The sequence below is a fragment of the Polaromonas sp. genome (assembly GCF_030682935.1).
GTDB lineage: Bacteria > Pseudomonadota > Gammaproteobacteria > Burkholderiales > Burkholderiaceae_C > Polaromonas.
In genome coordinates this window covers 1-21,143 of sequence record NZ_JAUXNA010000378.1, presented here as the reverse complement: position 1 = coordinate 21,143, position 21,143 = coordinate 1, and the positions used below count along the sequence as shown (strand labels likewise).

General features: G+C 60.9%; 22 protein-coding genes. 17 read left to right on the top strand and 5 right to left on the bottom strand.

Annotated elements, in window-relative coordinates:
* The first annotated feature begins 35 nt into the window (after positions 1-35).
* The 6 genes from Q8K05_RS17310 (at position 36) to Q8K05_RS17285 (ending at position 4,140) form a co-directional block, all read left to right on the top strand.
* A complete protein-coding gene (locus Q8K05_RS17310) occupies positions 36-1,253 on the top strand; it encodes a type II secretion system F family protein (RefSeq protein ID WP_305247852.1) in 1,218 nt (405 codons plus the stop codon).
* A complete protein-coding gene (locus tag Q8K05_RS17305) occupies positions 1,253-2,104 on the top strand; it encodes an A24 family peptidase (RefSeq protein ID WP_305247851.1) in 852 nt (283 codons plus the stop codon). Before Q8K05_RS17310 ends, Q8K05_RS17305 begins: the two co-directional genes overlap by 1 nt.
* Positions 2,105-2,124: 20 nt before the next feature.
* Positions 2,125-2,739 carry a dephospho-CoA kinase gene (gene coaE, locus Q8K05_RS17300; RefSeq protein ID WP_305247850.1) on the top strand — a complete coding sequence of 205 codons (615 nt, stop codon included), beginning with the start codon at positions 2,125-2,127 and terminating at the stop codon, positions 2,737-2,739.
* A 42-nt stretch (positions 2,740-2,781) separates the two neighbouring features.
* Entirely contained in the window at positions 2,782-3,537 is a 756-nt protein-coding gene (zapD, locus tag Q8K05_RS17295) for a cell division protein ZapD (RefSeq protein ID WP_305247849.1), read from the top strand.
* A 45-nt stretch (positions 3,538-3,582) separates the two neighbouring features.
* A complete protein-coding gene (locus tag Q8K05_RS17290) occupies positions 3,583-3,795 on the top strand; it encodes a DNA gyrase inhibitor YacG (RefSeq protein ID WP_305247848.1) in 213 nt (70 codons plus the stop codon).
* Between the two features lie 66 nt (positions 3,796-3,861).
* Entirely contained in the window at positions 3,862-4,140 is a 279-nt protein-coding gene (locus Q8K05_RS17285) for a hypothetical protein (RefSeq protein ID WP_305247847.1), read from the top strand.
* Between the two features lie 55 nt (positions 4,141-4,195).
* Here the strand turns inward: Q8K05_RS17285 and grxD are convergent, their stop codons facing one another.
* From grxD to hemA, 4 genes are all read right to left on the bottom strand, one after another.
* On the bottom strand, positions 4,196-4,525 hold the full coding sequence (grxD, locus tag Q8K05_RS17280) for a Grx4 family monothiol glutaredoxin (RefSeq protein ID WP_305247846.1): 330 nt from the start codon (positions 4,523-4,525) through the stop codon (positions 4,196-4,198).
* Positions 4,526-4,698: 173 nt separating this feature from the next.
* Complete coding sequence (prmC, locus tag Q8K05_RS17275; protein WP_305247845.1) at positions 4,699-5,550, bottom strand: peptide chain release factor N(5)-glutamine methyltransferase; 852 nt, start codon at positions 5,548-5,550, stop codon at positions 4,699-4,701.
* Between the two features lie 92 nt (positions 5,551-5,642).
* A complete protein-coding gene (prfA, locus tag Q8K05_RS17270) occupies positions 5,643-6,761 on the bottom strand; it encodes a peptide chain release factor 1 (RefSeq protein ID WP_305247844.1) in 1,119 nt (372 codons plus the stop codon).
* Between the two features lie 114 nt (positions 6,762-6,875).
* Positions 6,876-8,156 (bottom strand): glutamyl-tRNA reductase, encoded by a 1,281-nt coding sequence (gene hemA, locus Q8K05_RS17265; RefSeq protein WP_305247843.1) that lies wholly within the window; start codon positions 8,154-8,156, stop codon positions 6,876-6,878.
* Positions 8,157-8,281: 125 nt separating this feature from the next.
* On the opposite strand from hemA, the gene Q8K05_RS17260 reads away from it, so the two are divergent.
* Complete coding sequence (locus tag Q8K05_RS17260) at positions 8,282-8,572, top strand: hypothetical protein (RefSeq protein ID WP_305247842.1); 291 nt, start codon at positions 8,282-8,284, stop codon at positions 8,570-8,572.
* An 88-nt stretch (positions 8,573-8,660) separates the two neighbouring features.
* On the opposite strand, the gene ugpQ is transcribed toward Q8K05_RS17260, so the two are convergent.
* Entirely contained in the window at positions 8,661-9,437 is a 777-nt protein-coding gene (ugpQ, locus tag Q8K05_RS17255) for a glycerophosphodiester phosphodiesterase (protein WP_305247841.1), read from the bottom strand.
* A gap of 210 nt (positions 9,438-9,647) precedes the next feature.
* Between ugpQ and Q8K05_RS17250 the strand changes: the two genes are divergently transcribed.
* The 10 genes from Q8K05_RS17250 to aspS form a co-directional block, all read left to right on the top strand.
* Positions 9,648-13,547, top strand: coding sequence for an FAD/FMN-binding oxidoreductase (locus tag Q8K05_RS17250; RefSeq protein WP_305247840.1), 3,900 nt, complete (start codon positions 9,648-9,650; stop codon positions 13,545-13,547).
* A 6-nt stretch (positions 13,548-13,553) separates the two neighbouring features.
* Positions 13,554-13,982: an HIT family protein gene (locus Q8K05_RS17245; protein WP_305247839.1), complete on the top strand. Its 429-nt coding sequence runs from the start codon at positions 13,554-13,556 to the stop codon at positions 13,980-13,982.
* A 41-nt stretch (positions 13,983-14,023) separates the two neighbouring features.
* On the top strand, positions 14,024-14,437 hold the full coding sequence (locus Q8K05_RS17240) for a DUF971 domain-containing protein (protein ID WP_305247838.1): 414 nt from the start codon (positions 14,024-14,026) through the stop codon (positions 14,435-14,437).
* A 154-nt stretch (positions 14,438-14,591) separates the two neighbouring features.
* The gene (gene ubiE / locus Q8K05_RS17235) at positions 14,592-15,323 is read left to right on the top strand and encodes a bifunctional demethylmenaquinone methyltransferase/2-methoxy-6-polyprenyl-1,4-benzoquinol methylase UbiE (RefSeq protein ID WP_305247837.1); all 732 of its coding nucleotides are present in this window, start codon (positions 14,592-14,594) and stop codon (positions 15,321-15,323) included.
* Positions 15,324-15,343: 20 nt separating this feature from the next.
* Positions 15,344-16,318, top strand: coding sequence for a Tim44 domain-containing protein (locus Q8K05_RS17230; protein ID WP_305247836.1), 975 nt, complete (start codon positions 15,344-15,346; stop codon positions 16,316-16,318).
* Positions 16,319-16,481: 163 nt separating this feature from the next.
* Positions 16,482-17,267 (top strand): hypothetical protein, encoded by a 786-nt coding sequence (locus tag Q8K05_RS17225; RefSeq protein WP_305247835.1) that lies wholly within the window; start codon positions 16,482-16,484, stop codon positions 17,265-17,267.
* Positions 17,264-18,817, top strand: a complete 1,554-nt coding sequence (ubiB, locus tag Q8K05_RS17220; protein ID WP_305247834.1) for a ubiquinone biosynthesis regulatory protein kinase UbiB — start codon at positions 17,264-17,266, stop codon at positions 18,815-18,817. Before Q8K05_RS17225 ends, ubiB begins: the two co-directional genes overlap by 4 nt.
* Before the next feature lie 142 nt (positions 18,818-18,959).
* The gene (locus tag Q8K05_RS17215) at positions 18,960-19,331 is read left to right on the top strand and encodes an FmdB family zinc ribbon protein (protein ID WP_305247833.1); all 372 of its coding nucleotides are present in this window, start codon (positions 18,960-18,962) and stop codon (positions 19,329-19,331) included.
* Between the two features lie 2 nt (positions 19,332-19,333).
* Positions 19,334-19,963, top strand: coding sequence for a DUF502 domain-containing protein (locus Q8K05_RS17210; protein WP_305247832.1), 630 nt, complete (start codon positions 19,334-19,336; stop codon positions 19,961-19,963).
* 80 nt (positions 19,964-20,043) lie between these two features.
* A partial coding sequence (aspS, locus tag Q8K05_RS17205; protein ID WP_370868898.1) for an aspartate--tRNA ligase occupies positions 20,044-21,143 on the top strand: 1,100 nt, incomplete at its 3' end.

Below are 21,143 nucleotides of genomic sequence, written 5' to 3'. Positions count from 1 at the left end.
TGGGCTGAAGGCCATCCATAAAACGAGAAAGCATCATGGCAACTGCAGTATCCAAAGGCGTCAAGGAATTTGTTTTTGAATGGGAAGGCAAGGACAGGGGGGGCAAACAGGTTCGCGGCGAAATCCGTGCCGCTGGAGAAAACCAGGTCAAGTCTTCTTTGCGCCGACAGGGCGTGTTGCCCACCAAAATCAAAAAGCGCCGCATGCGCGCCGGCAAGTCCATCAAACCCCGGGACATTGCCATTTTTACCCGCCAGCTGGCCACCATGATGAAAGCCGGTGTGCCGCTCCTGCAGTCATTTGACATCGTGGGCCGCGGCAATCCCAATGGCAGTGTTACAAAACTGCTCAACGATGTGCGCACCGATGTGGAGACGGGCACCTCCTTGAGTGCCGCATTTCGCAAATACCCGCTGTATTTCAATGCGCTCTACTGCAATTTGGTCGAGGCGGGCGAGGCCGCCGGTATTCTGGAATCCCTGCTGGATCGCCTGGCGGTGTACATGGAAAAAACCGAGGCCATCAAATCGAAAATCAAGTCGGCCTTGATGTACCCCATTTCGGTGGTCGTGGTGGCGTTTGTGGTGGTCGCCGTGATCATGATTTTCGTGATCCCTGCCTTCAAGGAGGTGTTTTCCTCTTTTGGTGCGGATTTGCCGGCGCCTACCCTGTTTGTGATTGCGCTCAGCGAGTTTTTTGTGGCGTACTGGTGGTTGATTTTTGGGGGCATAGGCGGCGGGCTTTATTTTTTCATGCAGGCCTGGAAGCGCAATGAAAAGATGCAAAAAGTCATGGACCGGCTGCTGCTCAAGCTCCCCGTGTTTGGCACCCTGATAGAAAAGTCGGTGATTGCACGCTGGACCCGCACTTTGTCCACCATGTTTGCGGCAGGCGTTCCCCTGGTCGAAGCCCTGGACTCCGTGGGTGGCGCATCGGGTAATTCGCTGTACGCCGACGCCACCGAAAAAATTCAGCAGGAAGTCTCGACCGGCACCAGCCTGACCGCGGCCATGGGCAATGCCAATCTGTTTCCCACCATGGTGCTGCAGATGTGCGCCATCGGCGAGGAGTCCGGCTCGGTGGACCACATGCTCGGCAAGGCGGCCGACTTTTATGAGGCCGAAGTGGATGAAATGGTGGCGGGGCTGTCCAGCCTGATGGAGCCCATCATCATCGTGTTTCTGGGTACGCTGATTGGCGGTATTGTGGTGTCCATGTACCTGCCCATCTTCAAGCTGGGCCAAGTCGTTTGATGGAAACGGGTTTGGCGCCAGAAGTCAATGCTGTGCTGGCCGGTCTTTTGGGCTTGCTGATCGGAAGCTTTCTCAACGTGGTGATCTACCGCCTGCCCAAGATGATGGAGCGGCAGTGGGCAGGAGAGTGCGCCGAGATGGCTGGAAAATCCCTGGCGCCGGCCGAAAAATTCAATCTGCTGGCACCGCGTTCGCGTTGTTCCAGCTGTGGCCATGTCCTGCGCTGGTATGAAAACATGCCCATCGTCAGCTACCTGTTCCTGAGAGGCAAATGTTCGGTGTGCGGCACGCGCTATGGCTTGCGTTATCCCATCGTGGAAGCAGTGACCGGCGGCTTGTTCTTCTTTTGCGTCTGGCGTTGGGGCTTGTCGCCGATCGCGCTGGCCTGGTGCGGGTTCTCTGCGGCGCTGCTGGTGCTGGCCCTGATTGACTGGGACACGACCTTGTTGCCGGATGACATTACCTTGCCCTTGTTGTGGGCCGGGTTGATCGTTGCTGCGCTGCAGTGGAATCCTGCCGTCAATTTGTACACTGCCTTGTGGGGTGCGGTTGCTGGCTATCTTTCCTTGTGGGGGGTGTACTGGGCATTCAAGCTGGTGACGGGCAAGGAAGGCATGGGTTACGGGGACTTCAAGCTGTTTGCGGCACTGGGCGCCTGGTTTGGCTGGCCCGCGCTGGTGCCCATGATCCTGATGGCCTCCGTGATCGGTGCCATCATAGGTCTCGCGATGAAGTTCTCCAGTGGATTGCGCGAGGGCGGCTACGTGCCGTTCGGTCCTTTCCTGGCCGGTGCGGGTTTCACGGCCCTGGTGTTCGGGCCTCAATCGATTCTGCAGTTCGTTGGCTTGTGATGCGGGGTGAGGCCCTGTAAATGGCAAGCACTCGACGCATAGGTCTGACCGGCGGCATAGGCAGCGGCAAAAGCACGGTGGCCCGCTTGCTGGTGGGCAGAGGTGCCACTCTGGTCGATGCTGATGCCATTTCCCGGCAGGTCACGGCGCCGGGCGGGGCGGCCCTTCAAGAAATTGCAAGGCAGTTTGGTGACGATCTCATCACGGCCGACGGCGTGATGGACCGTGACCGGATGCGGCAGCTCGCCTTCAGCGATCCGTCCGCCAGGCAGCGGCTGGAGGCCATCATTCACCCGCTGGTAGGCCGGGAAGCGATGCGCCAGTCCGAGCAAGCCGTGAAGGCGGTCAAGGGCGGGGCCTGCATCGTTTTTGACGTTCCGTTGCTGGTGGAGTCCGGGCGCTGGCGGCAGCAGGTCGACCATGTGCTGGTGGTTGACTGCAGCGAAGCGACCCAGGTCGCCCGGGTCATGGCCCGCAATGGCTGGACACAGGAGGCGGTAGAAAAAATCATGGCCGGACAAGCCAGCCGTGCGCAAAGGCTGGCAGCGGCCGACAGCTGCGTATTTAACGATGGTTTATCGCTGGAGGTACTGGCCCTGCTGGTGCGTCAGCTTGGCCTGCGCTTCGGGCTATGATGTTGATCAACCCTCTTCAATGAAGCTGACGAAATTAGCACTGTGATTCTTTACGAATACCCTTTCAACGAACGAATACGCACTTATTTGCGACTCGAGCATCTGTTCCGTCGTCTGGGTGAGCTGGTGGAGCGGGAGAGTCCGACCGATCACCACTATGCCATCACGACCATTTTTGAGATCATGGACGTGGGCAGCCGGGCGGATTTGAAAACCGATGTACTGAAAGACCTCGAAAAGCAGAAACATGTCCTCAACGGCTACCGCGGCAACCCGGCCATTTCAGAGGCCGTGCTTGACAAGGTGACCGGCCAGCTCGAAGTCTGTTTTGCAGCCTTGAGCAATCTTCCGGGAAAAGCCGGGCAGTCATTGACTGAAAATGATTGGCTCATGAGTATTCGCAGCCGCGTGGGCATACCAGGGGGAACTTGTGAGTTTGATTTGCCGGCCTACTACGCTTGGCAGCACCTGCCTGCCACCGCGCGCCAGCAAGACCTGCAGCGCTGGGTCGCCCCACTGGTGCCGCTGGCCGAATCGATACGCGTGTTGTTGAGGCTGTTGCGCGATTCCGGTGCCCCGCAAAAAGTGGTGGCGCCAGTCGGGCAATACCAGCAGACGCTGCCTCAGGGCCGCACTTTTCAGCTGCTGCGCCTGCATATCAACCCCGCACTGGGGCTGATTCCGGAAATCAGCGGCAACCGTCTGATGGTTTCGGTACGCTTCATGCGCCACGAAAGCGATGACCGGCTGCACGCGAGTACCGAGGACTCGACGTTCGAGTTGACGCTGTGCGCCTGAGCGCACCGCTTGATCTGTCCCGCGCTGTTGAAGAACCTGACCGCCATGAACAACGATAAAGCCCCTTCACCCGTCAAGATAGTGGTGTGCCCAGGCTGCGGCGGAAAAAGCATTTACGCGCCCAGCAATCCTTTTCGCCCCTTTTGCAGCGAACGCTGCAAAAACATCGATTTTGGCGCGTGGGCCAGCGAAGGTTTTCGTTTGCCTGCAGATGCGCCGCCCGATGACGAACCCCATGGCGACCCGAAAGTGCGTTAGACGGCGTTCGGTTTGGTTGAAAAAGCCAGAGGCGCTCCAGCGGATTCAACAGAGGGAGAGACAGTAATGAAGATTTCGTTCATCCGGCCGGTAATGGCTTTGCTGGCAGTGGCTGGTTTGCTGATGGGCAGCCCCCAGGCGCTCGCGGCGGAACCTGCGGGCCAGCCCGCAAAAGCCAAGGCCAAGGCCAAGAAAAAGACCACTACGCCTGCCACCAAAGGACAGGTTGGCAAGGTCACGTTCCTGCGCGGCTCCGAGGAAACAATCGGGGAACGCAGCACCCGCCTCAAGCGTGAATGCAAGGGCGGCGTGAATGCCGGTGCCTGCGCAGGCTATACGCGTTAAGCGTTAACCCCTCCGCCAGGAAAAATGCCCCGGCTGAGCGTTAAGTTTTTGGGCTTCAGGCGGCCGGTGCGCCCAGCACCTGCTGAAGTTCACCGCTTTCGTACATCTCCATCATGATGTCGGAGCCGCCCACAAATTCGCCCTTCACATAGAGCTGGGGAATGGTGGGCCAGTTGCTGTATTCCTTGATGCCATGGCGGATTTCTTCGTCCTCCAGCACGTTCACCGTGGCGGGCTTGCTCACGCCGCAGGCTTTGAGCAGCTGGATGGCACGTCCTGAAAAACCGCACATCGGGAATTGAGCCGTTCCCTTCATGAACAGCACGACCTCACTGGATTTGACGATCTGCTCAATGCGTTGCTGGGTGGGGGCGGTACTGCTCATGGTGGAATCCTTCAGGTGTGGGCCGAACGGGGCCGTATCAGGTTTAAAAGGTGGTTAGCGGTCTGTTTCTCATACATGGACGCTGCAAACCGGAATGCAATTAGGCGATTATCTCGCCGTTTGATGGCCGGTGTCGGGCTGGGGTTGTCCCTGGTTCGGTTCTTATTCACCCGTCAAGCCGGCCATTGTCCGCCCGAGCAGCGTTCGATGCCCGCCAGATCCCGGCGGCTTTGAACCTGCAAAAAGCCGTGCTGGGCCAGCAGCTGGCGCACCGCATCGGCCTGGTCGTAACCGTGCTCCAGCAAAAGCCAGCCGCCGGGATGCAGGTGCCCGGGCGCTTGGCCGGCAATCTGCCTGAGGTCGTCCAGCCCGTCGTTACCTGCGGTGAGCGCCTCCAGCGGCTCGTGTACCAGGGCGGCCAAGTGCGGATCGGAACTGGCGATGTAGGGCGGATTACTGGCAATCAGGTGAAAAAGCCCGCTAACTTCCTGCAGCCAGCAACTCTGGATGAATGCCAGTTCCAGTTCCAGCCGCCGGGCATTTTCACGGGCGACGCTCAGTGCGTCAGCGCTCGCGTCCACGGCCAGGACTTGGACCTGGCGGCCAGCGGCCCGCAGGCTGTGCGCAATTGCCAGCGCAATCGCGCCGCTGCCGGTGCCCAGGTCAAGAACGCGAGGGACTGGCGGCATGCCGGGCGCTTGCAGCAGGTCCAGCGACCACTGTACCAGCGTTTCGGTGTCGGGTCTGGGCACCAGCACGCGGGCGTCCACTTGCAGCGTCAGACCGAAAAACTCTTTGTAGCCGACGATGTAGGCCAGCGGTTCGCCGCTGGCCCGGCGCAAGCTCAAGGCGAGAAATCGCTGTGCGACTTCGTCACTCAGTACGTCGGTGTCGTGCGCCAGCAGCCAGGCGCGGGCATCGCTGGGCTTGTCCAGCGCGTGCAACAGCAGCAGCTGCGCGTCCAGCCGCTCCAATCCCAGGGTTTTGGCGGCCAGCAAGGCCTGTGCGCAAGTGGGCTGGTTCATTGCAGTGTCTTGATGGTTGCTATAAAAATAATAGCTGCTAATTACCGTGGTTATTTGGGTTTAGGCTGATTTCATGCATAAAATTCATGCGGTCAATGCGCTGAGGCGTTTTCCAGTTCGGCCAGCATCTCGGCACCTCGCGCGACCTGCAGCGCCGTCACCACGTCGTCCAGGTCGCCTTCCATGATGGCCAGCAGCTTGTACAGCGTCAGGTTGATGCGGTGGTCGGTCAGGCGGCCCTGCGGAAAGTTGTAGGTGCGGATGCGGTCGCTGCGGTCGCCGCTGCCGATCAGGCCCTTGCGCATGGCCGCGTCCTTGGCGGCCTGCGCCGAGCGGTCTTTTTCGATAATGCGGGCCGACAACACCTGCAGCGCCTTGGCCTTGTTGCGGTGCTGGCTGCGGTCATCCTGGCATTCGGCCACGATGCCGGTCGGAATGTGCGTGATGCGCACCGCCGAATCGGTTTTGTTGATGTGCTGGCCACCCGCGCCGCTGGCGCGGTAGGTGTCAATCCGCAAATCAGCCGGGTTGATCTGGATCGCCACGGCTTCATCGGGTTCGGGCAGCACGGCCACGGTGCAGGCGCTGGTGTGGATGCGGCCCTGGGTTTCGGTCGCCGGCACGCGCTGCACGCGGTGGCCGCCCGACTCAAAGCGCAGCTTGCCGTAGACGCCCACGCCCATCGCATCCGGCGGGCCGTCGATGCGCAGCACCACTTCCTTGTAGCCGCCCAGTTCGCCAGGCGATTCGCTGATGACCTCGACCTGCCATCGGTTGCGCTCGGCAAACCGGGTGTACAGGCGGAACAGGTCGCCCGCAAACAAGGCTGATTCATCGCCACCCGTGCCAGCACGGATTTCGATGAACGCCGCCCGTGCGTCATCCGGGTCTTTGGGGATCAGCATCAGCTGCAGAACTTCGTCCAGCTTTGCAATATCGGCTTTGGCGGCAGCGATCTCTTCTTCGGCCATTCCAGCCATCTCGGGATCGGCTTTGGCTTCGAGCAGCATGCTTTCGGCGCTGGCCAGGTCGGCTTCGCGGCTCGTGAGTTGGCTGTATTGCGCGGCCAGCACGCTGGTTTCGGCATGTTCCCGGGTCAAGGCGCGAAAGCGCGCCAGGTCGCTCACCACGTCGCTGGCGGAGAGCAGGGCGTCCAGCTCATGCAGCCGCAGAAGCTGGCGGTCCAGGGTATGACGAAGAAACGGTTTCATGAGATGTGGGGCGCCGTGAAGGCCAAAAAATAAGGAGAACAGGCCGGCGAAGTCGCCAGCAAAGGGGCAGGCGCCGCCAGCGAGGGCAGCGGCGCCAAAGCAGTAGCCCCGGCGCTAACGCTCTTTGTGTTCTTTGGGCAACTGGCCGCGCAAAAACAGTTTGGACACGGTGTGCGCCGTGGCTTCGCGGCTTTGCGCGTCGCCAGCGTGCAGTTCGGCCAGCGCGCCGTGCAGCATTTTCTGCGTCAGGCCGCGCGTCAGTGCTTCCAGCACCGCGTCTATCGGCTCGCCTCTGGCCAGCAGTTTTTTGGCCCGAATGATCTCCTGCGCGCGCCATGCGTCGGCTTGCGCATTGAGTTGCTGGATCAGCGGCACGCTGCGCCGCTGGCCCAGCCAGTGCATGAAGTTCTGCACACCCGCATCGATGATGACCTCGGCTTGCGCTACCGCCGCCTGCCGGCTGTCCTTGCCGGTTTGCACCACATGCGCCAGGTCGTCCACGGTGTAGAGGTAAATATCGGGCAGCTCCTTGACTTCAGGCTCGATGTCGCGCGGCACCGCCAGGTCGACCATGAACATCGGGCGGTGCTTGCGCAGCTTGACCGCGCGCTCTACGGCGCCCAGGCCAATGATGGGCAAGGTGCTGGCGGTGCAGCTGATCACGGCGTCAAATTCGTGCAGGCGGCTGGGTAAATCGCCCAGGCGCATGACTTCGGCACCAAAGCGGCTGGCAAGTTTTTCGCCGCGCTCCAGCGTGCGGTTGGCAATCGCCATGGCTTTTGGGGTTTTAGCGGCAAAGTGGGTGGCCGCCAGGTCAATCATTTCACCGGCGCCGACAAACAGCACCTTGATGTCACTCAGGTCCTCAAACAGCTGGCCCGCCAGCCGCACCGAAGCCGCCGCCATGCTGATGCTGTGCGCGCCAATCTCGGTGCTGGTGCGCACTTCCTTGGCCACGGCAAAGGAGCGCTGGAACAGCTGGTGCAGCGTGGTGCCCATGGCGCCCGCGTCTTCGGCGGCGCGCACAGCATCTTTCATCTGGCCCAGAATCTGTGGCTCGCCCAGCACCATGGAATCGAGCCCGCTGGCCACCCGAAAGGCGTGGCGGGCGGCTTGGTCGCCCTGCAGGGTGTAGGCGTGCGCGCGCAGCAACTCGGGCGAGACGCCGCCGCTGTGCGCCAGCCACTCCAGCGTGTGCGTCAGATCGCTGTGGTCGCCAGCGCAGTAGATCTCGGTACGGTTGCAGGTCGACAGCAGCGCCGCTTCGGGCTGGCGTGCAAGCGACGCCCGCAGGCCACGCAAGGTCGGCTCGATCTGGTCCATGGCATAGGCGAATCGCCCGCGTAAATCGAGGGGTGCGGTGTGATGGTTTAGCCCTAAGGTCCAGACTGACATTCGCTGATTATAAAATTGAAGTCGGCAAGAAGGGGCACGGCCTCCATCAATCTCCCTTGAGGGCTTTTTTACAGGCGGCTTTCAGGCGTCTTGTCGGGTTCCCTGTCGACTTTCTAATGGCTGTCATGAGTGCTTACCTGCTGATCAACCACCTGCTCAATTTCATGGCGCCTGCTGCGCTGCTTGCTTTGCTGCTGGTGGTTTTGCCGCATCTGTTTTTTGGATTTTTCAGATCAAAAAGACAAAATATTAAATCCTGGTGGGTGCAGGCAGCTATCAATTTTGTAGTGGGTGTGCTGGTGCTGGTGGCCGGGCTGGTGTTGCTGGGCCGAGACGGAAAAATGCTCACCTATGTCGGCTTGGTACTCGCCACCGCCACCAGCCAGTGGTGGCAGCTGGGCGGCTGGAAAAAATAGCTGGCCGTCGCGAAAGCAGCTGCTCCGCGCAGGTCGCTTGATCTGGATCAATGAAATCGCTGGCTTGTCCGCGCCAGGGGGGTGACGCTCAAGACGGGCTGAAGAGATCGACCCGGTCGGTGATGATGCCGTCCGTGCCCAGCGCGATGAGGCGCTGGGCGGCCCATTCGTCATTGACGGTGTAGCTCAAGGCCCGCAATCCGGCACCCTGGGCCAGGGCCACGCTGGACGCGTCCCACAGCGCGTGGTTGCAGACCACGGCCACGCAGCCCAGCGCGCGCGCAGATTCCAGCCAGCCGGCCCACAGCGTGTCCAGCAGCAGGCCGCGCGGCAAGCCGGGGACGGCGTCGCGTGCACCTTCCAGCGCCTCGCGCGAGAAAGAGCTCAGCAGCGGCGGCAGGTCGGCACCCTGCCACAGGCGCGCCGCGTGAGCGGCCACCACCTCGCCCGTGTGCCGCTCGGTGCCGGGCGTGGGCTTGATTTCAATGTTCAGCGCATGGCCGTTGGCGCGGCAAAAGCGCGCAGCGTTGTCCAGCGTGAGCAGCGGCTCGCCGGCATAGGCGCGCGAGTGCCAGCTGCCCGCATCGAGTTGCGACAACTCAGACCAGGCATGCTCGCCGCCCACCGCGCTGGTGTTCGCCGCCAGGCGCGCGCGCGCATCGGTCGTTCGCGTGAGCGTCGCGTCATGCATGAGAAACGGCACGCCGTCGGCACTGAGTTTGGCATCGCACTCGAACATGCGGTAGCCGTGCTGCGCGCCCAGCCGGAAGGCCGCGAGCGTGTTTTCCGGCGCGAGTCGTCCGGCGCCGCGGTGCGCAATCCAGAACGGGTAGGGCCAGTGCTTGGCGGTGACTTCCAGGGGCATCTGGGTGCTCGGAGACGCGGGCCGGTGGCGGCGCCAAAAAAGAGGCCGTGTAAAAATTTTTTTGGGACAAAAGTATTCAAGCAATTTTGGGGGTTTTGGACAATCGGGGTTTTCATGAGGTCATTGGATCCCGCTCACCCCCGAATATGGCGCTGCGGTAACATAGCGCAGCAGCGCTGGAGGTCGGTCCGAAGCGGCTGTTTTTTCACAATGAACGCTCCTATTACTTTTCAAGAATTAAATGTTTTTGCGAATGACGCAAAGCATGACGAAGCCCGCATCCGCGAGATTCCCTACAACTACACCTCCTTTTCCGATCGCGAAGTCGTCATTCGCCTTCTGGGTGCAAGGGCCTGGGATCTTCTGAAACGCCTGCGCGACGAGCGGCGCACCGGCCGGTCTGCACGCATGCTGTATGAGGTGCTGGGCGATGTATGGGTGGTTCAGCGCAACCCTTATTTGCAGGATGACTTGCTGGAGAATCCCAAGCGCCGCAAATTGCTGGTGGATGCGTTGCAGCACCGCCTCTCCGAGGTTGAAAAGCGCCGAACGCCCGATGCGGACAATCAGCGCGATGCCATCGTTGGCGAGTTGCTGGAGGCCGCCCGGAGCGCGGTCAGCCGCTTTTCTGCCTCGTTTGAAGAAATGGCTGCCCTTCGTCGCCAGACGGAGCGCAAACTGCGCAAGTTGACGCTCAGGGACAACGTCAAGTTTGATGGCTTGTCACGCGTTTCGCATGTGACCGACGCGACCGACTGGCGCGTGGAATACCCCTTCGTCGTGTTGACCCCCGATACCGAAACCGAGATGGCCGGTCTGGTCAAGGCCTGCATTGAGCTGGACCTGACGATTGTTCCGCGCGGCGGCGGTACCGGCTACACCGGTGGCGCTATTCCCCTGACCTGGAAGTCGGCGGTCATCAACACCGAAAAACTCGAAGCCATGACCGAGGTAGAGATGGTGTCGCTGCCTGGCCTGGCGAATCCGGTGGCGACCGTGTGGACCGAAGCCGGCGTCGTCACGCAGCGCGTGGCCGATGCGGCCGAGCGGGGCGGTTTCGTGTTTGCGGTGGACCCGACTTCTGCTGAAGCATCCTGCATAGGCGGCAACATCGCCATGAATGCGGGCGGTAAAAAGGCCGTGCTCTGGGGCACTGCACTGGACAACCTGGCTTCGTGGCGCATGGTGACGCCCGACGCCCAGTGGCTGGAAGTGACTCGCGTGGGTCACAACCTGGGCAAGATTCACGACGCCGAAATGGCCAGTTTCGAACTCCAGTACTTTGAAGCCGACGGCAAGACCCGGGTGCGCACCGAACGGCTGGATATCCCGGGCAAGACTTTCCGCAAGGAAGGCCTGGGCAAGGACGTCACCGACAAGTTCCTGAGCGGCCTGCCGGGCATCCAGAAAGAAGGCTGCGACGGCCTGATCACCAGCGCGCGCTGGATTGTGCACCGCATGCCCGCGCACACCCGCACCGTCTGCCTGGAGTTTTTTGGCAACGCCAAAGACGCCGTGCCCAGCATTGTCGAAATCAAGGATTTCATGTTCGCCGAGCAAAAGCGCGGCGGCGCCATTCTGGCGGGCCTGGAGCATCTGGATGACCGCTACCTGCGCGCCGTGGGCTATGCCACCAAGTCCAAACGAGGCGGCCTGCCCAAGATGCTGCTGGTTGGCGACATTGCCGGAGACGACGCGGACGTGGTTGCCCGTGCCACCAGCGAAATCGTGCGCATCGCCAACTCTCGCAGCGGCGAGGGCTTTGTGGCCATCAGTCCCGAAGCGCGCAAGAAATTCTGGCTGGACCGCAAACGCACCGCAGCCATTTCCAGGCACACCAACGCCTTCAAGATCAACGAAGACGTGGTGATCCCGCTGCCGCGCATGGCCGAATACACCGACGGCATCGAGCGTATCAATATTGAATTGAGCCTGCGCAACAAGATCAGGCTGTGTGACGAGCTGGACGCGTTTTTCCGCAAGGGCAGCCTGCCTTTGGGCAAGTCGGACGACGCCAACGACATTCCTTCAGCCGAGTTGCTGGAAGACCGGGTCGCCCAGGCGCTGGAAGTGATTGCCGAAGTGCGCACCCTTTGGGCCGGATGGCTGCAGGACGTGCAAACACTGTTTCCGCAGCTGCAGGACCATACGCTGCGTGCCAGCTGGAAAACCCAGATGCGGGCCCGGCTTCAGGCCATCTTCAGCGGTGGGGCGTTTTTGCCGATTCTTGAGGAATGCAGGGCCATCCACAAGCGCGTGCTCAAGGGCCGCGTCTGGGCGGCGCTCCACATGCATGCCGGTGACGGCAACGTGCACACCAACCTGCCGGTCAACAGCGATGACTATGAAATGCTGCAAACCGCCCATGAAGCGGTCGCGCGCATCATGGTGCTGGCGCGCTCACTCGACGGCGTGATTTCCGGCGAGCACGGCATAGGCATCACCAAACTCGAATTCCTGACCGACGAGGAACTGCGTCCCTTCACCGAATACAAGCAGAAGGTCGATCCGGAAGGCCGCTTCAACAAAGGCAAGCTGCTACGGAATCAGGAGCATCTGGCGCTGAATGGAAAAGCACTGCCGGCCGATTTGACCAATGCCTACACGCCGAGCTTCGGCCTCATGGGCCATGAGTCGCTGATCATGCAGCAGTCCGACATTGGCGCGATCGCCGACAGCGTGAAGGACTGCCTGCGCTGCGGCAAATGCAAGCCGGTGTGTGCCACGCATGTGCCGCGTGCCAACCTGCTGTACAGCCCGCGCAACAAGATCCTGGCGACCTCGCTGCTGATCGAGGCCTTCCTGTACGAGGAGCAGACCCGGCGCGGCATCAGCATCAAGCACTGGGAAGAGTTTGAGGATGTGGCCGACCATTGCACGCTGTGCCACAAGTGCCTGAGCCCTTGCCCGGTGGATATCGATTTTGGCCAGGTGTCCATGAATATGCGCAACTTGCTGCGCAAGATGGGCCAGAAGTCCTTCAGGCCGGGCAACGCCGCTGCCATGTTTTTTCTCAATGCGAGCAATCCGCAAACCATCAAGTTCATGCGCAGCGCCATGGTCGACGTCGGCTTCAAGGCCCAGCGTCTGGCCAGCGACTTGCTGCGCGGCCTGGCGCGCAAGCAGACGGCCAAGCCCCCGGCCACGGTCGGCAAAGCACCGCTCAAAGAGCAGGTGATTCACTTCATCAACAAGAAAATGCCGGGCGGCCTGCCCAAGAAGACCGCGCGGGCCTTGCTCGATATTGAAGACAAGGATTACGTGCCCATCATCCGTAATCCGAAGAACACCACGGCTGAAACCGAAGCGGTGTTTTATTTCCCGGGTTGCGGGTCTGAGCGGCTGTTTTCCCAGGTGGGCCTGGCAACGCAGGCCATGCTGTGGCATGCCGGCGTGCAGACCGTGCTGCCGCCGGGCTACCTGTGCTGCGGCTATCCGCAGCGCGGCAGCGGCGATCTGGACAAGGCCGACAAGATCATCACCGACAACCGGGTGCTGTTCCACCGTGTGGCCAACACCCTTAATTACCTGGACATCAAGACCGTGGTGGTCAGTTGCGGCACCTGCTACGACCAGCTGCAGGGCTATGAGTTCGAGAAGATTTTCCCGGGCAGCCGCATCATTGATATTCACGAGTACCTGCTGGAAAAAGGCATCACGCTGCGGACCGATGAACCTGGCAAGGGCTATCTTTACCATGATCCTTGCCACAGCCCGATGAAGCTTCAGGAGCCGATGAAGACCGTCAAGGCCTTGCTCGGCGACAACGTCCTCAAAAACGAGCGCTGCTGCGGCGAATCGGGCACGCTGGGCGTGACGCGGCCCGATATTTCGACCCAGATCCGCTTTCGCAAGGAAGAGGAACTTCGAAAAGGCGAAGCCGACCTGCGGGCTTCGGGCGCCTTGGGCGACAAGGAAAACGTCAAGATACTGACCAGCTGCCCGAGTTGCCTGCAAGGCCTGTCGCGCTACGGCGACGACATGAAAAATGGCTTGCTGGAGGCCGATTACATCGTGGTGGAAATGGCCAACCAGATCCTGGGCAAGGAATGGCTGCCGGCTTATGTGGACGCGGCCAACCATGGCGGTATCGAACGGGTTCTGGTTTAAGCGGCCATGGACGCCGACACTTGTCCCCTGTGTGAAACCGACGGCGGCCTGCTGGTTTTTCGCAACGAGCAGCTGCGCATCATCCAGGCCAGCGAGGCGGGTTTTCCGGCGTTTTATCGCGTGGTCTGGAACCCGCATGTGGCCGAGTTTTCCGATCTCTCGCCGGCTGAACGCGAGACCTGCATGAACGCCGTCGTGACGGTGGAGCGGGTACTGCGTGCCCAGTTGCAGCCCCGCAAGATCAACCTGGCGGCGCTGGGCAACATGGTGCCCCATCTGCATTGGCATGTGATTGCCCGCTTCGACTGGGACAGCCATTTTCCGGCGCCGGTCTGGAGCGCGCCGCAGCGCCCGCTGGAGGTGGAAAAGCTGGCGTTGCTGGCAGCGCGCTGCCGGGATGTCAACCGGCTGATGGCCGAAGAACTGGCGCGTTGACGCGCCCGAATTGTTTATTTTTCTGAAAGTGATTTATCACCATGGCAGGTCTTCAAGCAGGCGCACCGACGCCCACGGCACTGACGCTTCACAGCCAGTCGCGTATTCTCGAAATCGTTTTTTCGGACGGCGCCCAATTCCGGATTCCGTTTGAGCTGATGCGTGTTTACTCACCGTCCGCAGAAGTGCAGGGCCATGGTCCGGGGCAAGAGGTATTGCAGACCGGCAAGCGCGAGGTGAATGTGGTGGAGCTGGAGCCCACCGGCAATTACGCGGTCAAGCCGGTTTTCTCCGATGGTCATGAAAGTGGCATTTTCTCCTGGGACTACCTGTACTTCCTGGGGTCGGAGCAAAGCCGCTTGTGGGACGACTACACGCGGCGGCTTGAGGCGGCCGGCCAGAACCGTGACGCGCTCATGATCGACGCGAGTGCGCATGCCTGTGGCAATCACTGAGGTTATCCCGAGAATATTCCCCGTATCCGTCGCTTCAGGCGAGGTGAAACAGCGACGGGTCATTGTTGTTTTTCCAACATAAAATTTGGCAATACCCCGCACCTCCACAGGGGTGTCGCAATCAATCCGGGCTTTGCCCTCTAGCATCCACTTTATGACCAGAACCCATTTCGGCTTTGAATCAGTTGACGAGCAGGACAAGGCCCGTCGCGTTCGCGGCGTGTTCGACTCCGTAGCCCCCAAGTACGATGTCATGAACGACTTGATGTCGATGGGACTGCACCGGGCCTGGAAGGCCTACACCGTGCTGGTGGCCAACGTCAAAGAGGGCCAGCAGGTGCTGGACATCGCGGGCGGCACGGGTGACCTGTCGCTGGCGTTCGCGCCCAAGGTGGGCGCCAGCGGGCGTGTCGTGCACACCGACATCAATGAAGCGATGCTCAGGGAAGGGCGCAACCGGCTGCTGGATGCCGGTGTGAGCCTGCCGACGCTGGTGTGTGATGCTGAGAAATTGCCGTTTCCCGATGCCAGTTTTGACCTGGTCACGGTGGCTTTCGGGCTGCGCAACATGACGCACAAGGAAGATGCGCTGCGCGAGATGAACCGGGTGCTCAAGCCTGGCGGCAAGCTGCTGGTGCTCGAGTTTTCCAAAGTGGCCAAGCCGCTGGAGAAAATTTATGACTGGTATTCCTTCAAGGTATTGCCCAAGATCGGCAAACTGGTGGCCAATGACGATTCAAGCTACCAGTACCTGGCCGAGTCGATTCGCATGCATCCCGGGCAGGAAGAGCTGAAAGCCCTCATGCGCAATAGTGGTTTTGGTCATGTGGACTATCACAACATGGCAGGCGGCGTGGTGGCGTTGCATGTTGGAATCAAGTGTTAATTTTAAATAGAGGAGACGTTATGAGACTTTGGTCTGGAATTCTGGCTGCTGTATTGACAGCAGGCATGCTTTTGGCGGGCTCGCCCGCAGAAGCTAAACGCATGGGGGGCGGCAGCTCGATCGGCCGGCAATCGACCAACGTGACGCCGCGCCAGGCGACGCCGCCAACCCAGAACGCAGCACCAGCAGCCGGTGCTGCTGCAGCGCCCAAGAAACCCTGGGGCGCGATGCTCGGTGGCCTGGCTGCAGGTCTGGGGCTGGCCTGGCTGGCGTCGTCGCTGGGCCTGGGTGGCGCCTTCGGTCAGATCATCATGTTTGCCTTGCTGGCGCTGGTGGTCATGGTGGTGATCGGTTTTGTCATGCGCAAGCTCAAAGGCGGGGCGGCAAACAGTCCCGGTGCAACACGCACCCAGCCGCCGTTTGCTTTTCAGGGCGCAGGAAGTGCCGATACGCCCAAGAGCTACAGCCCTGCAAATGTAGGCAATGACGCGTCAGCCCGTCCGTGGGAGCGCAGCAGCATGGCCTTTGATGCCAACAAGAGCGAATCCGCAGCATCCGCCGGAGGGTCCGTCATCGGGTCGGCATTGCTGGGGGCCCAGACTTGGGGTGTGCCTGCAGGGTTTGATACCGAGGGTTTCCTCAAGGCCTGCAAAGCCAATTTCGTGACGCTGCAAGACGCCTGGGACCATTCCGACATCCAGAGCTTGCGCGCCATGATGACGGACGACATGTTGGCGCAGATCAAAACGCAGTTGGCGGACCGCGAATCGCACACCGGCGGCGTGCCCAATAAAACCGAGGTCGTGATGATCGATGCACAGCTGCTGGGCATTGAAGAGTTGAGCGACGTCTACATGGCCAGCGTGGAGTTCTCCGGCATGATCCGTGAAGACGCCTCTGCAGGCGCCAGCCCTTTCCGCGAAGTCTGGAACATGACCAAGCCCCGCGTCGGCAGCGGCGGCTGGCTGGTGGCTGGCGTGCAAGCGCTGCAGTGAGCTGATTCATGCTGGCGGGGCGCGTGGGCGCTTTCCCGCTGGCGCGCGCCGCAAGGGTATGGGCATCAACAGCTTCTACGGGATGCTGAAGTCTACAAAGTGACGGGGAAGTGACGGACGTGCGGAGGGAAAAGCTTTTTTTATCCTGCAAAATCGGGGGCTTATGAATAACACGTCCCCTTTTCCCTCCCTGGCGTCCATCGCCGGCCGTTTTCAGCCACCCGCCTGGGTGGTGGATGAAGGGCAGCAGCGTCTGGTGCTGTTTCTAAACCATGTCCTGATGCAGGAAAAGCAGGCCCAGGAGCGGCTTTTGCGTCAAAAAGGTCGCGTGGTTCATATCCAATGGGGCGTGTTCGCGCTTTATCTGGTCGTCACCCCGGCGGGTCTGGTAGACCGCGCGCCACCTGCCACAAAGCCTGACCTGCTGCTGTCGGTGGCCAGCGCTTCACCCCTCGTGCTGGTGCAGTCGGTATTGGCCGGCAAACCCCCTCCGGTCAAGATTGACGGCGACGTGCAATTGGCCGCCGAGTTGGGATGGCTGGCCGAAAATCTCCGCTGGGATGCGGAAGAAGATCTGTCCCGCCTGGTCGGTGATGCGCCCGCCCATGCGCTGGCCGATGTGGCCGGGCGTTTGCTGAGCGGCCTGAAGCAGTTTCTGGTTCAGGGGCCACTCACTCCGGCATCAACCTCGTCCTCGTTTTCAAGCCCCGCGCCCGAACGCAGCGCCGGGCCGCCCCAAGCAAGTTCCGCCCCCTCGGGGGGCAGCGCAGTACGCGAAGCGACCAGCGTGGGGGCAAGTGAACGCAGCGCCGGGCCGCCCCAGGCAAGTTCCGCCCCCTCGGGGGGCAGCGCCGCACGCGAAGCGACCAGCACGGGGGCCGGCGACAGCCGCTCAGAATCCGAAGCGACCAGCGTGGGGGCCAGTTCCACCACGAAGGCCTCTGCATGACCCGGATATTCAGGGGCTTTTTCATCGTCTGGACGGTGCTGCGCTTCGGTCTTGACGAGCTGGTGCTGTCGAGCTTTGAAAAGCCCTGGATCCGTGTCTTGACCCGCATCGTCTCAACAGGGCGAAATCTGAAGGCCCCGCGCGGCGAGCGACTGCGCGAGGCGCTTGAAAGGCTGGGTCCGATTTTCGTCAAGTTCGGGCAGGTGATGTCAACGCGCCGGGACTTGTTGCCACCGGATATCGCGGACGAGCTGGCACGGCTTCAGGACCGTGTGCCGCCCTTCGATTCCATCGTTGCCGTTGCCATCATTGAAAAGGCCTTTGGCCGGCCGCTGGATCGCATCTTTGCAACCTTTGAGCACAAGCCCGTGGCCAGCGCCTCGATTGCCCAGGTTCACTTCGCCACCCTGCCCGATGGCCGCGAGGTGGCGGTCAAGGTGTTGCGGCCCAATATGCGGCCTGCGATTGAAAAAGACCTGGCACTGATGCGCATGATGGCTGGCTGGGTGGAGCGCTCATCGGCCGATGGCAAACGCCTCAAGCCGCGCGAAGTTGTGGCGGAGTTTGATAAATACCTTCATGACGAGCTCGATCTGGTGCGCGAGGCGTCCAATGCCGCGCAACTGCGCCGCAATATGCAGAGCCTGAATCTCGTGATGATTCCGGAGATGTTTTGGGACTACTGCATGCCCGATGTCATGGTGATGCAGCGCATGGAAGGGGTGCCTATCGGCCAGACCCAGCGCCTGCGCGATGCGGGTGTGGACATGAAAAAGCTGGCGCGCGACGGCGTGACCATTTTTTTCACCCAGGTGTTTCGTGACGGATTTTTCCATGCCGACATGCACCCGGGTAATATCCAGGTCAGCCTGGCACCGGAAACATTCGGGCGCTATATTTCGCTCGATTTCGGGATTGTGGGCACCCTCACCGAGGTCGACAAAGAATACCTGGCGCAAAATTTCAGTGCTTTTTTCCAGCGCGACTACAAGCGCGTTGCCGAGCTGCATATCGAGTCGGGCTGGGTGCCTGCCAAAACCCGCGTGGACGAGCTGGAGGCGGCCATCCGCACCTGCTGTGAGCCCTACTTCGACCGTCCCCTGAAGGAGCTTTCGCTCGGGATGGTGCTGATGCGGCTATTCCAGACCTCGCGCCGTTTTCAGGTGGAAATCCAGCCACAACTGGTGCTGCTGCAAAAAACCCTGCTCAACATTGAAGGCTTGGGACGCGAGCTTGATCCGGACCTTGACCTCTGGAGCACTGCCAAGCCTTTTCTTGAACGGTGGATGCTGGAGCAGGTGGGCCCCGAAAAACTGCTGGCTCAGCTCAAGGCCGAAGCGCCCACCTATGCCAAGCTGTTGCCTGGCTTGCCGCGGTTGCTGACGCAGTATCTGAAATCGCCGCCGGGCATCAACCGCCGTGAGCTGGACGAATTGCTGGCCGAGCAAAAGCGGACCAATAAACTGCTGCAAGGCCTGATTTATGGCGGATTGGGATTTGTGCTGGGGCTGATGGTGATGCAGTGGGTGTTCAGGGTTCGCGTGTTCTGAAGCGGGACTTTGCCAAGTTACGCGCTCCTGCTGGATGGGCAACGCCGCCAGGCTGATGGCGCGGGGCAAGCCCTATAATTGCAGGCTTTGCGCCGCCAGGCATTTTGCAGGCGGAAAATCCCAAGACAGAACCTCTAGCCCTATGCCTATTTACGCCTATAAATGCGAGTCCTGCGGGTTCGCCAAGGACGTCTTGCAAAAAATGTCGGATGCGCCCCTGACGGATTGCCCGCAATGCGGAACACCCAGCTTCAAGAAACAGGTCACGGCAGCCGGCTTTCAGCTCAAGGGCTCGGGCTGGTATGTGACTGATTTCCGGGGCGGCGACAGCAAGCCGCAGGCTTCAAAACCTGCTGATGCAAAAGCATCAGAGGCGGGCGGTTCAGACGGCAAAACGTCGGATTCCGGCAGCGCGCCTGCTCCTGCCAGCGCTGCTGCCGCAGCAGCCCCCGCATCCACGCCTGCAGCGCCCGCCAGCAAGGGTGCCAGCGGCGACTCTTCCACCAAAGTTTAGTGATGAGCTCCATTCGCCGATGGCTTCTGTCCGGACTGCTGGTGCTGGTGCCTCTGGCGATCACCTTGTTTGTACTCGACTGGATTGTTGGCGTGCTGGATCAGACCTTGCTGATCCTTCCCGTTGCCTGGCATCCAGACCGGCTGCTGGGTTTGCACATTCCCGGTTTTGGCGTGCTGCTGACGCTGGTGATTGTGTTGTTGATGGGCGCCATCGCCAGCAATTTCCTGGGAAAAAAGCTGGTGCTTCTGGGCAATGCGCTGCTGAGCCGGATTCCCATCGTGCGGTCCATCTACTCCAGCGTGAAGCAGGTGTCCGACACGGTGTTTTCAGAAAACGGCCACGCTTTTCGCAAGGCGCTGCTGGTGCAGTGGCCGCGCGAAGGCGTCTGGACCATTGGTTTTCTGACCGGGTTGCCGGGCGGCGATGTGGTCAACCATCTGCCCGGCGACTACCTGAGTGTCTACGTCCCGACGACGCCCAACCCCACCGGCGGCTATTTCGTGATGCTTAAGAAGTCCGAGTGCATTGAACTCAAAATGAGTGTTGACCAGGCTCTGACCTATGTCATTTCCATGGGCGTTGTTGTTCCCTCCCGGCCCGCCGCCCCACCCCTGAATCCGCCCCTGTAAAAGGCTAGATTGCATCACTGCGCAACAGGCGCTGAAAGTTCGAGTATTTTATGGCTATCGCTGAAACACAAGTTGCTCCCATGCGTTCAAACTATTGCGGTCTGGTGACCGAGAGCCTGATGGGCCAGAGCGTCAGCCTGTGCGGCTGGGTGAATCGCCGGCGCGACCATGGCGGCGTGATTTTCATTGATCTGCGTGACCGCGAAGGTTACGTGCAGGTGGTGTGCGACCCCGACCGTGCCGACATGTTCACCACCGCCGAAGGCGTGCGCAACGAATTCTGCGTGCAGATCAAGGGCCTGGTGCGCGCCCGCCCTGAAGGCACGACCAACGACAGCCTGAAAAGCGGCAAGGTCGAAGTGCTGTGCCATGAGCTGATTGTGCTCAACCCCAGCGTCACGCCGCCGTTCCAGCTCGACGACGACAACCTGTCGGAGACGACGCGCCTCACGCACCGCGTGCTGGACCTGCGCCGCTCCTACATGCAGAACAACCTGATGCTGCGTTACCGCGTGGCCATGGAAACGCGCAAGTTTCTCGATGCCAATGGTTTCATCGACATTGAAACCCCGATGCTGACCAAGAGCACGCCCGAGGGCGCGCGCGACTACCTCGTGCCCAGCCGCGTCAATGAAGGCCAGTTTTTTGCCCTGCCGCAAAGCCCGCAGCTGTTCAAACAGTTGCTGATGGTGGCCGGCTTTGACCGCTATTACCAGATCACCAAGTGCTTTCGCGACGAAGATTTGCGCGCTGACCGCCAGCCTGAATTCACGCAGATCGATATCGAGACGTCCTTCCTGGGCGAGCAGGAAATCCGCGACATGTTCCAGGGCATGATCAGCAACATCTTCAAGACCGTGCTGAACACCGACCTGGGCGACTTTCCGGTCATGGCGTACGCCGATGCCATGCACCGCTTCGGCTCGGACAAACCCGACCTGCGCGTGAGCATGGAGTTCACCGAACTGACCGATGTCATGGCCGATGTGGACTTCAAGGTCTTCAGCGCGCCGGCCACCACGCCGGGCGGCCGCGTGGTGGCGCTGCGTGTGCCGGGCGGCTCCGAGATGAGCCGCGGCGAGATCGACGGTTACACCGAGTTCGTCAAGATCTACGGCGCCAAGGGGCTGGCCTGGATCAAGGTCAACGACGTGAGCAAGGGCCGCGACGGCTTGCAAAG

Coding starts and splice junctions, on each gene's coding strand:
- Q8K05_RS17310 (WP_305247852.1), top strand. CDS start 36: ATGGCAACTGCAGTATCCAAAGGCGTCAAGGAATTTGTTTTTGAATGG.
- Q8K05_RS17305 (WP_305247851.1), top strand. CDS start 1,253: ATGGAAACGGGTTTGGCGCCAGAAGTCAATGCTGTGCTGGCCGGTCTT.
- coaE (WP_305247850.1), top strand. CDS start 2,125: ATGGCAAGCACTCGACGCATAGGTCTGACCGGCGGCATAGGCAGCGGC.
- Q8K05_RS17290 (WP_305247848.1), top strand. CDS start 3,583: ATGAACAACGATAAAGCCCCTTCACCCGTCAAGATAGTGGTGTGCCCA.
- Q8K05_RS17285 (WP_305247847.1), top strand. CDS start 3,862: ATGAAGATTTCGTTCATCCGGCCGGTAATGGCTTTGCTGGCAGTGGCT.
- grxD (WP_305247846.1), bottom strand. CDS start 4,525: ATGAGCAGTACCGCCCCCACCCAGCAACGCATTGAGCAGATCGTCAAA.
- prmC (WP_305247845.1), bottom strand. CDS start 5,550: ATGAACCAGCCCACTTGCGCACAGGCCTTGCTGGCCGCCAAAACCCTG.
- prfA (WP_305247844.1), bottom strand. CDS start 6,761: ATGAAACCGTTTCTTCGTCATACCCTGGACCGCCAGCTTCTGCGGCTG.
- hemA (WP_305247843.1), bottom strand. CDS start 8,156: ATGTCAGTCTGGACCTTAGGGCTAAACCATCACACCGCACCCCTCGAT.
- Q8K05_RS17260 (WP_305247842.1), top strand. CDS start 8,282: ATGAGTGCTTACCTGCTGATCAACCACCTGCTCAATTTCATGGCGCCT.
- ugpQ (WP_305247841.1), bottom strand. CDS start 9,437: ATGCCCCTGGAAGTCACCGCCAAGCACTGGCCCTACCCGTTCTGGATT.
- Q8K05_RS17250 (WP_305247840.1), top strand. CDS start 9,648: ATGAACGCTCCTATTACTTTTCAAGAATTAAATGTTTTTGCGAATGAC.
- Q8K05_RS17245 (WP_305247839.1), top strand. CDS start 13,554: ATGGACGCCGACACTTGTCCCCTGTGTGAAACCGACGGCGGCCTGCTG.
- Q8K05_RS17240 (WP_305247838.1), top strand. CDS start 14,024: ATGGCAGGTCTTCAAGCAGGCGCACCGACGCCCACGGCACTGACGCTT.
- ubiE (WP_305247837.1), top strand. CDS start 14,592: ATGACCAGAACCCATTTCGGCTTTGAATCAGTTGACGAGCAGGACAAG.
- Q8K05_RS17230 (WP_305247836.1), top strand. CDS start 15,344: ATGAGACTTTGGTCTGGAATTCTGGCTGCTGTATTGACAGCAGGCATG.
- Q8K05_RS17225 (WP_305247835.1), top strand. CDS start 16,482: ATGAATAACACGTCCCCTTTTCCCTCCCTGGCGTCCATCGCCGGCCGT.
- ubiB (WP_305247834.1), top strand. CDS start 17,264: ATGACCCGGATATTCAGGGGCTTTTTCATCGTCTGGACGGTGCTGCGC.
- Q8K05_RS17215 (WP_305247833.1), top strand. CDS start 18,960: ATGCCTATTTACGCCTATAAATGCGAGTCCTGCGGGTTCGCCAAGGAC.
- Q8K05_RS17210 (WP_305247832.1), top strand. CDS start 19,334: ATGAGCTCCATTCGCCGATGGCTTCTGTCCGGACTGCTGGTGCTGGTG.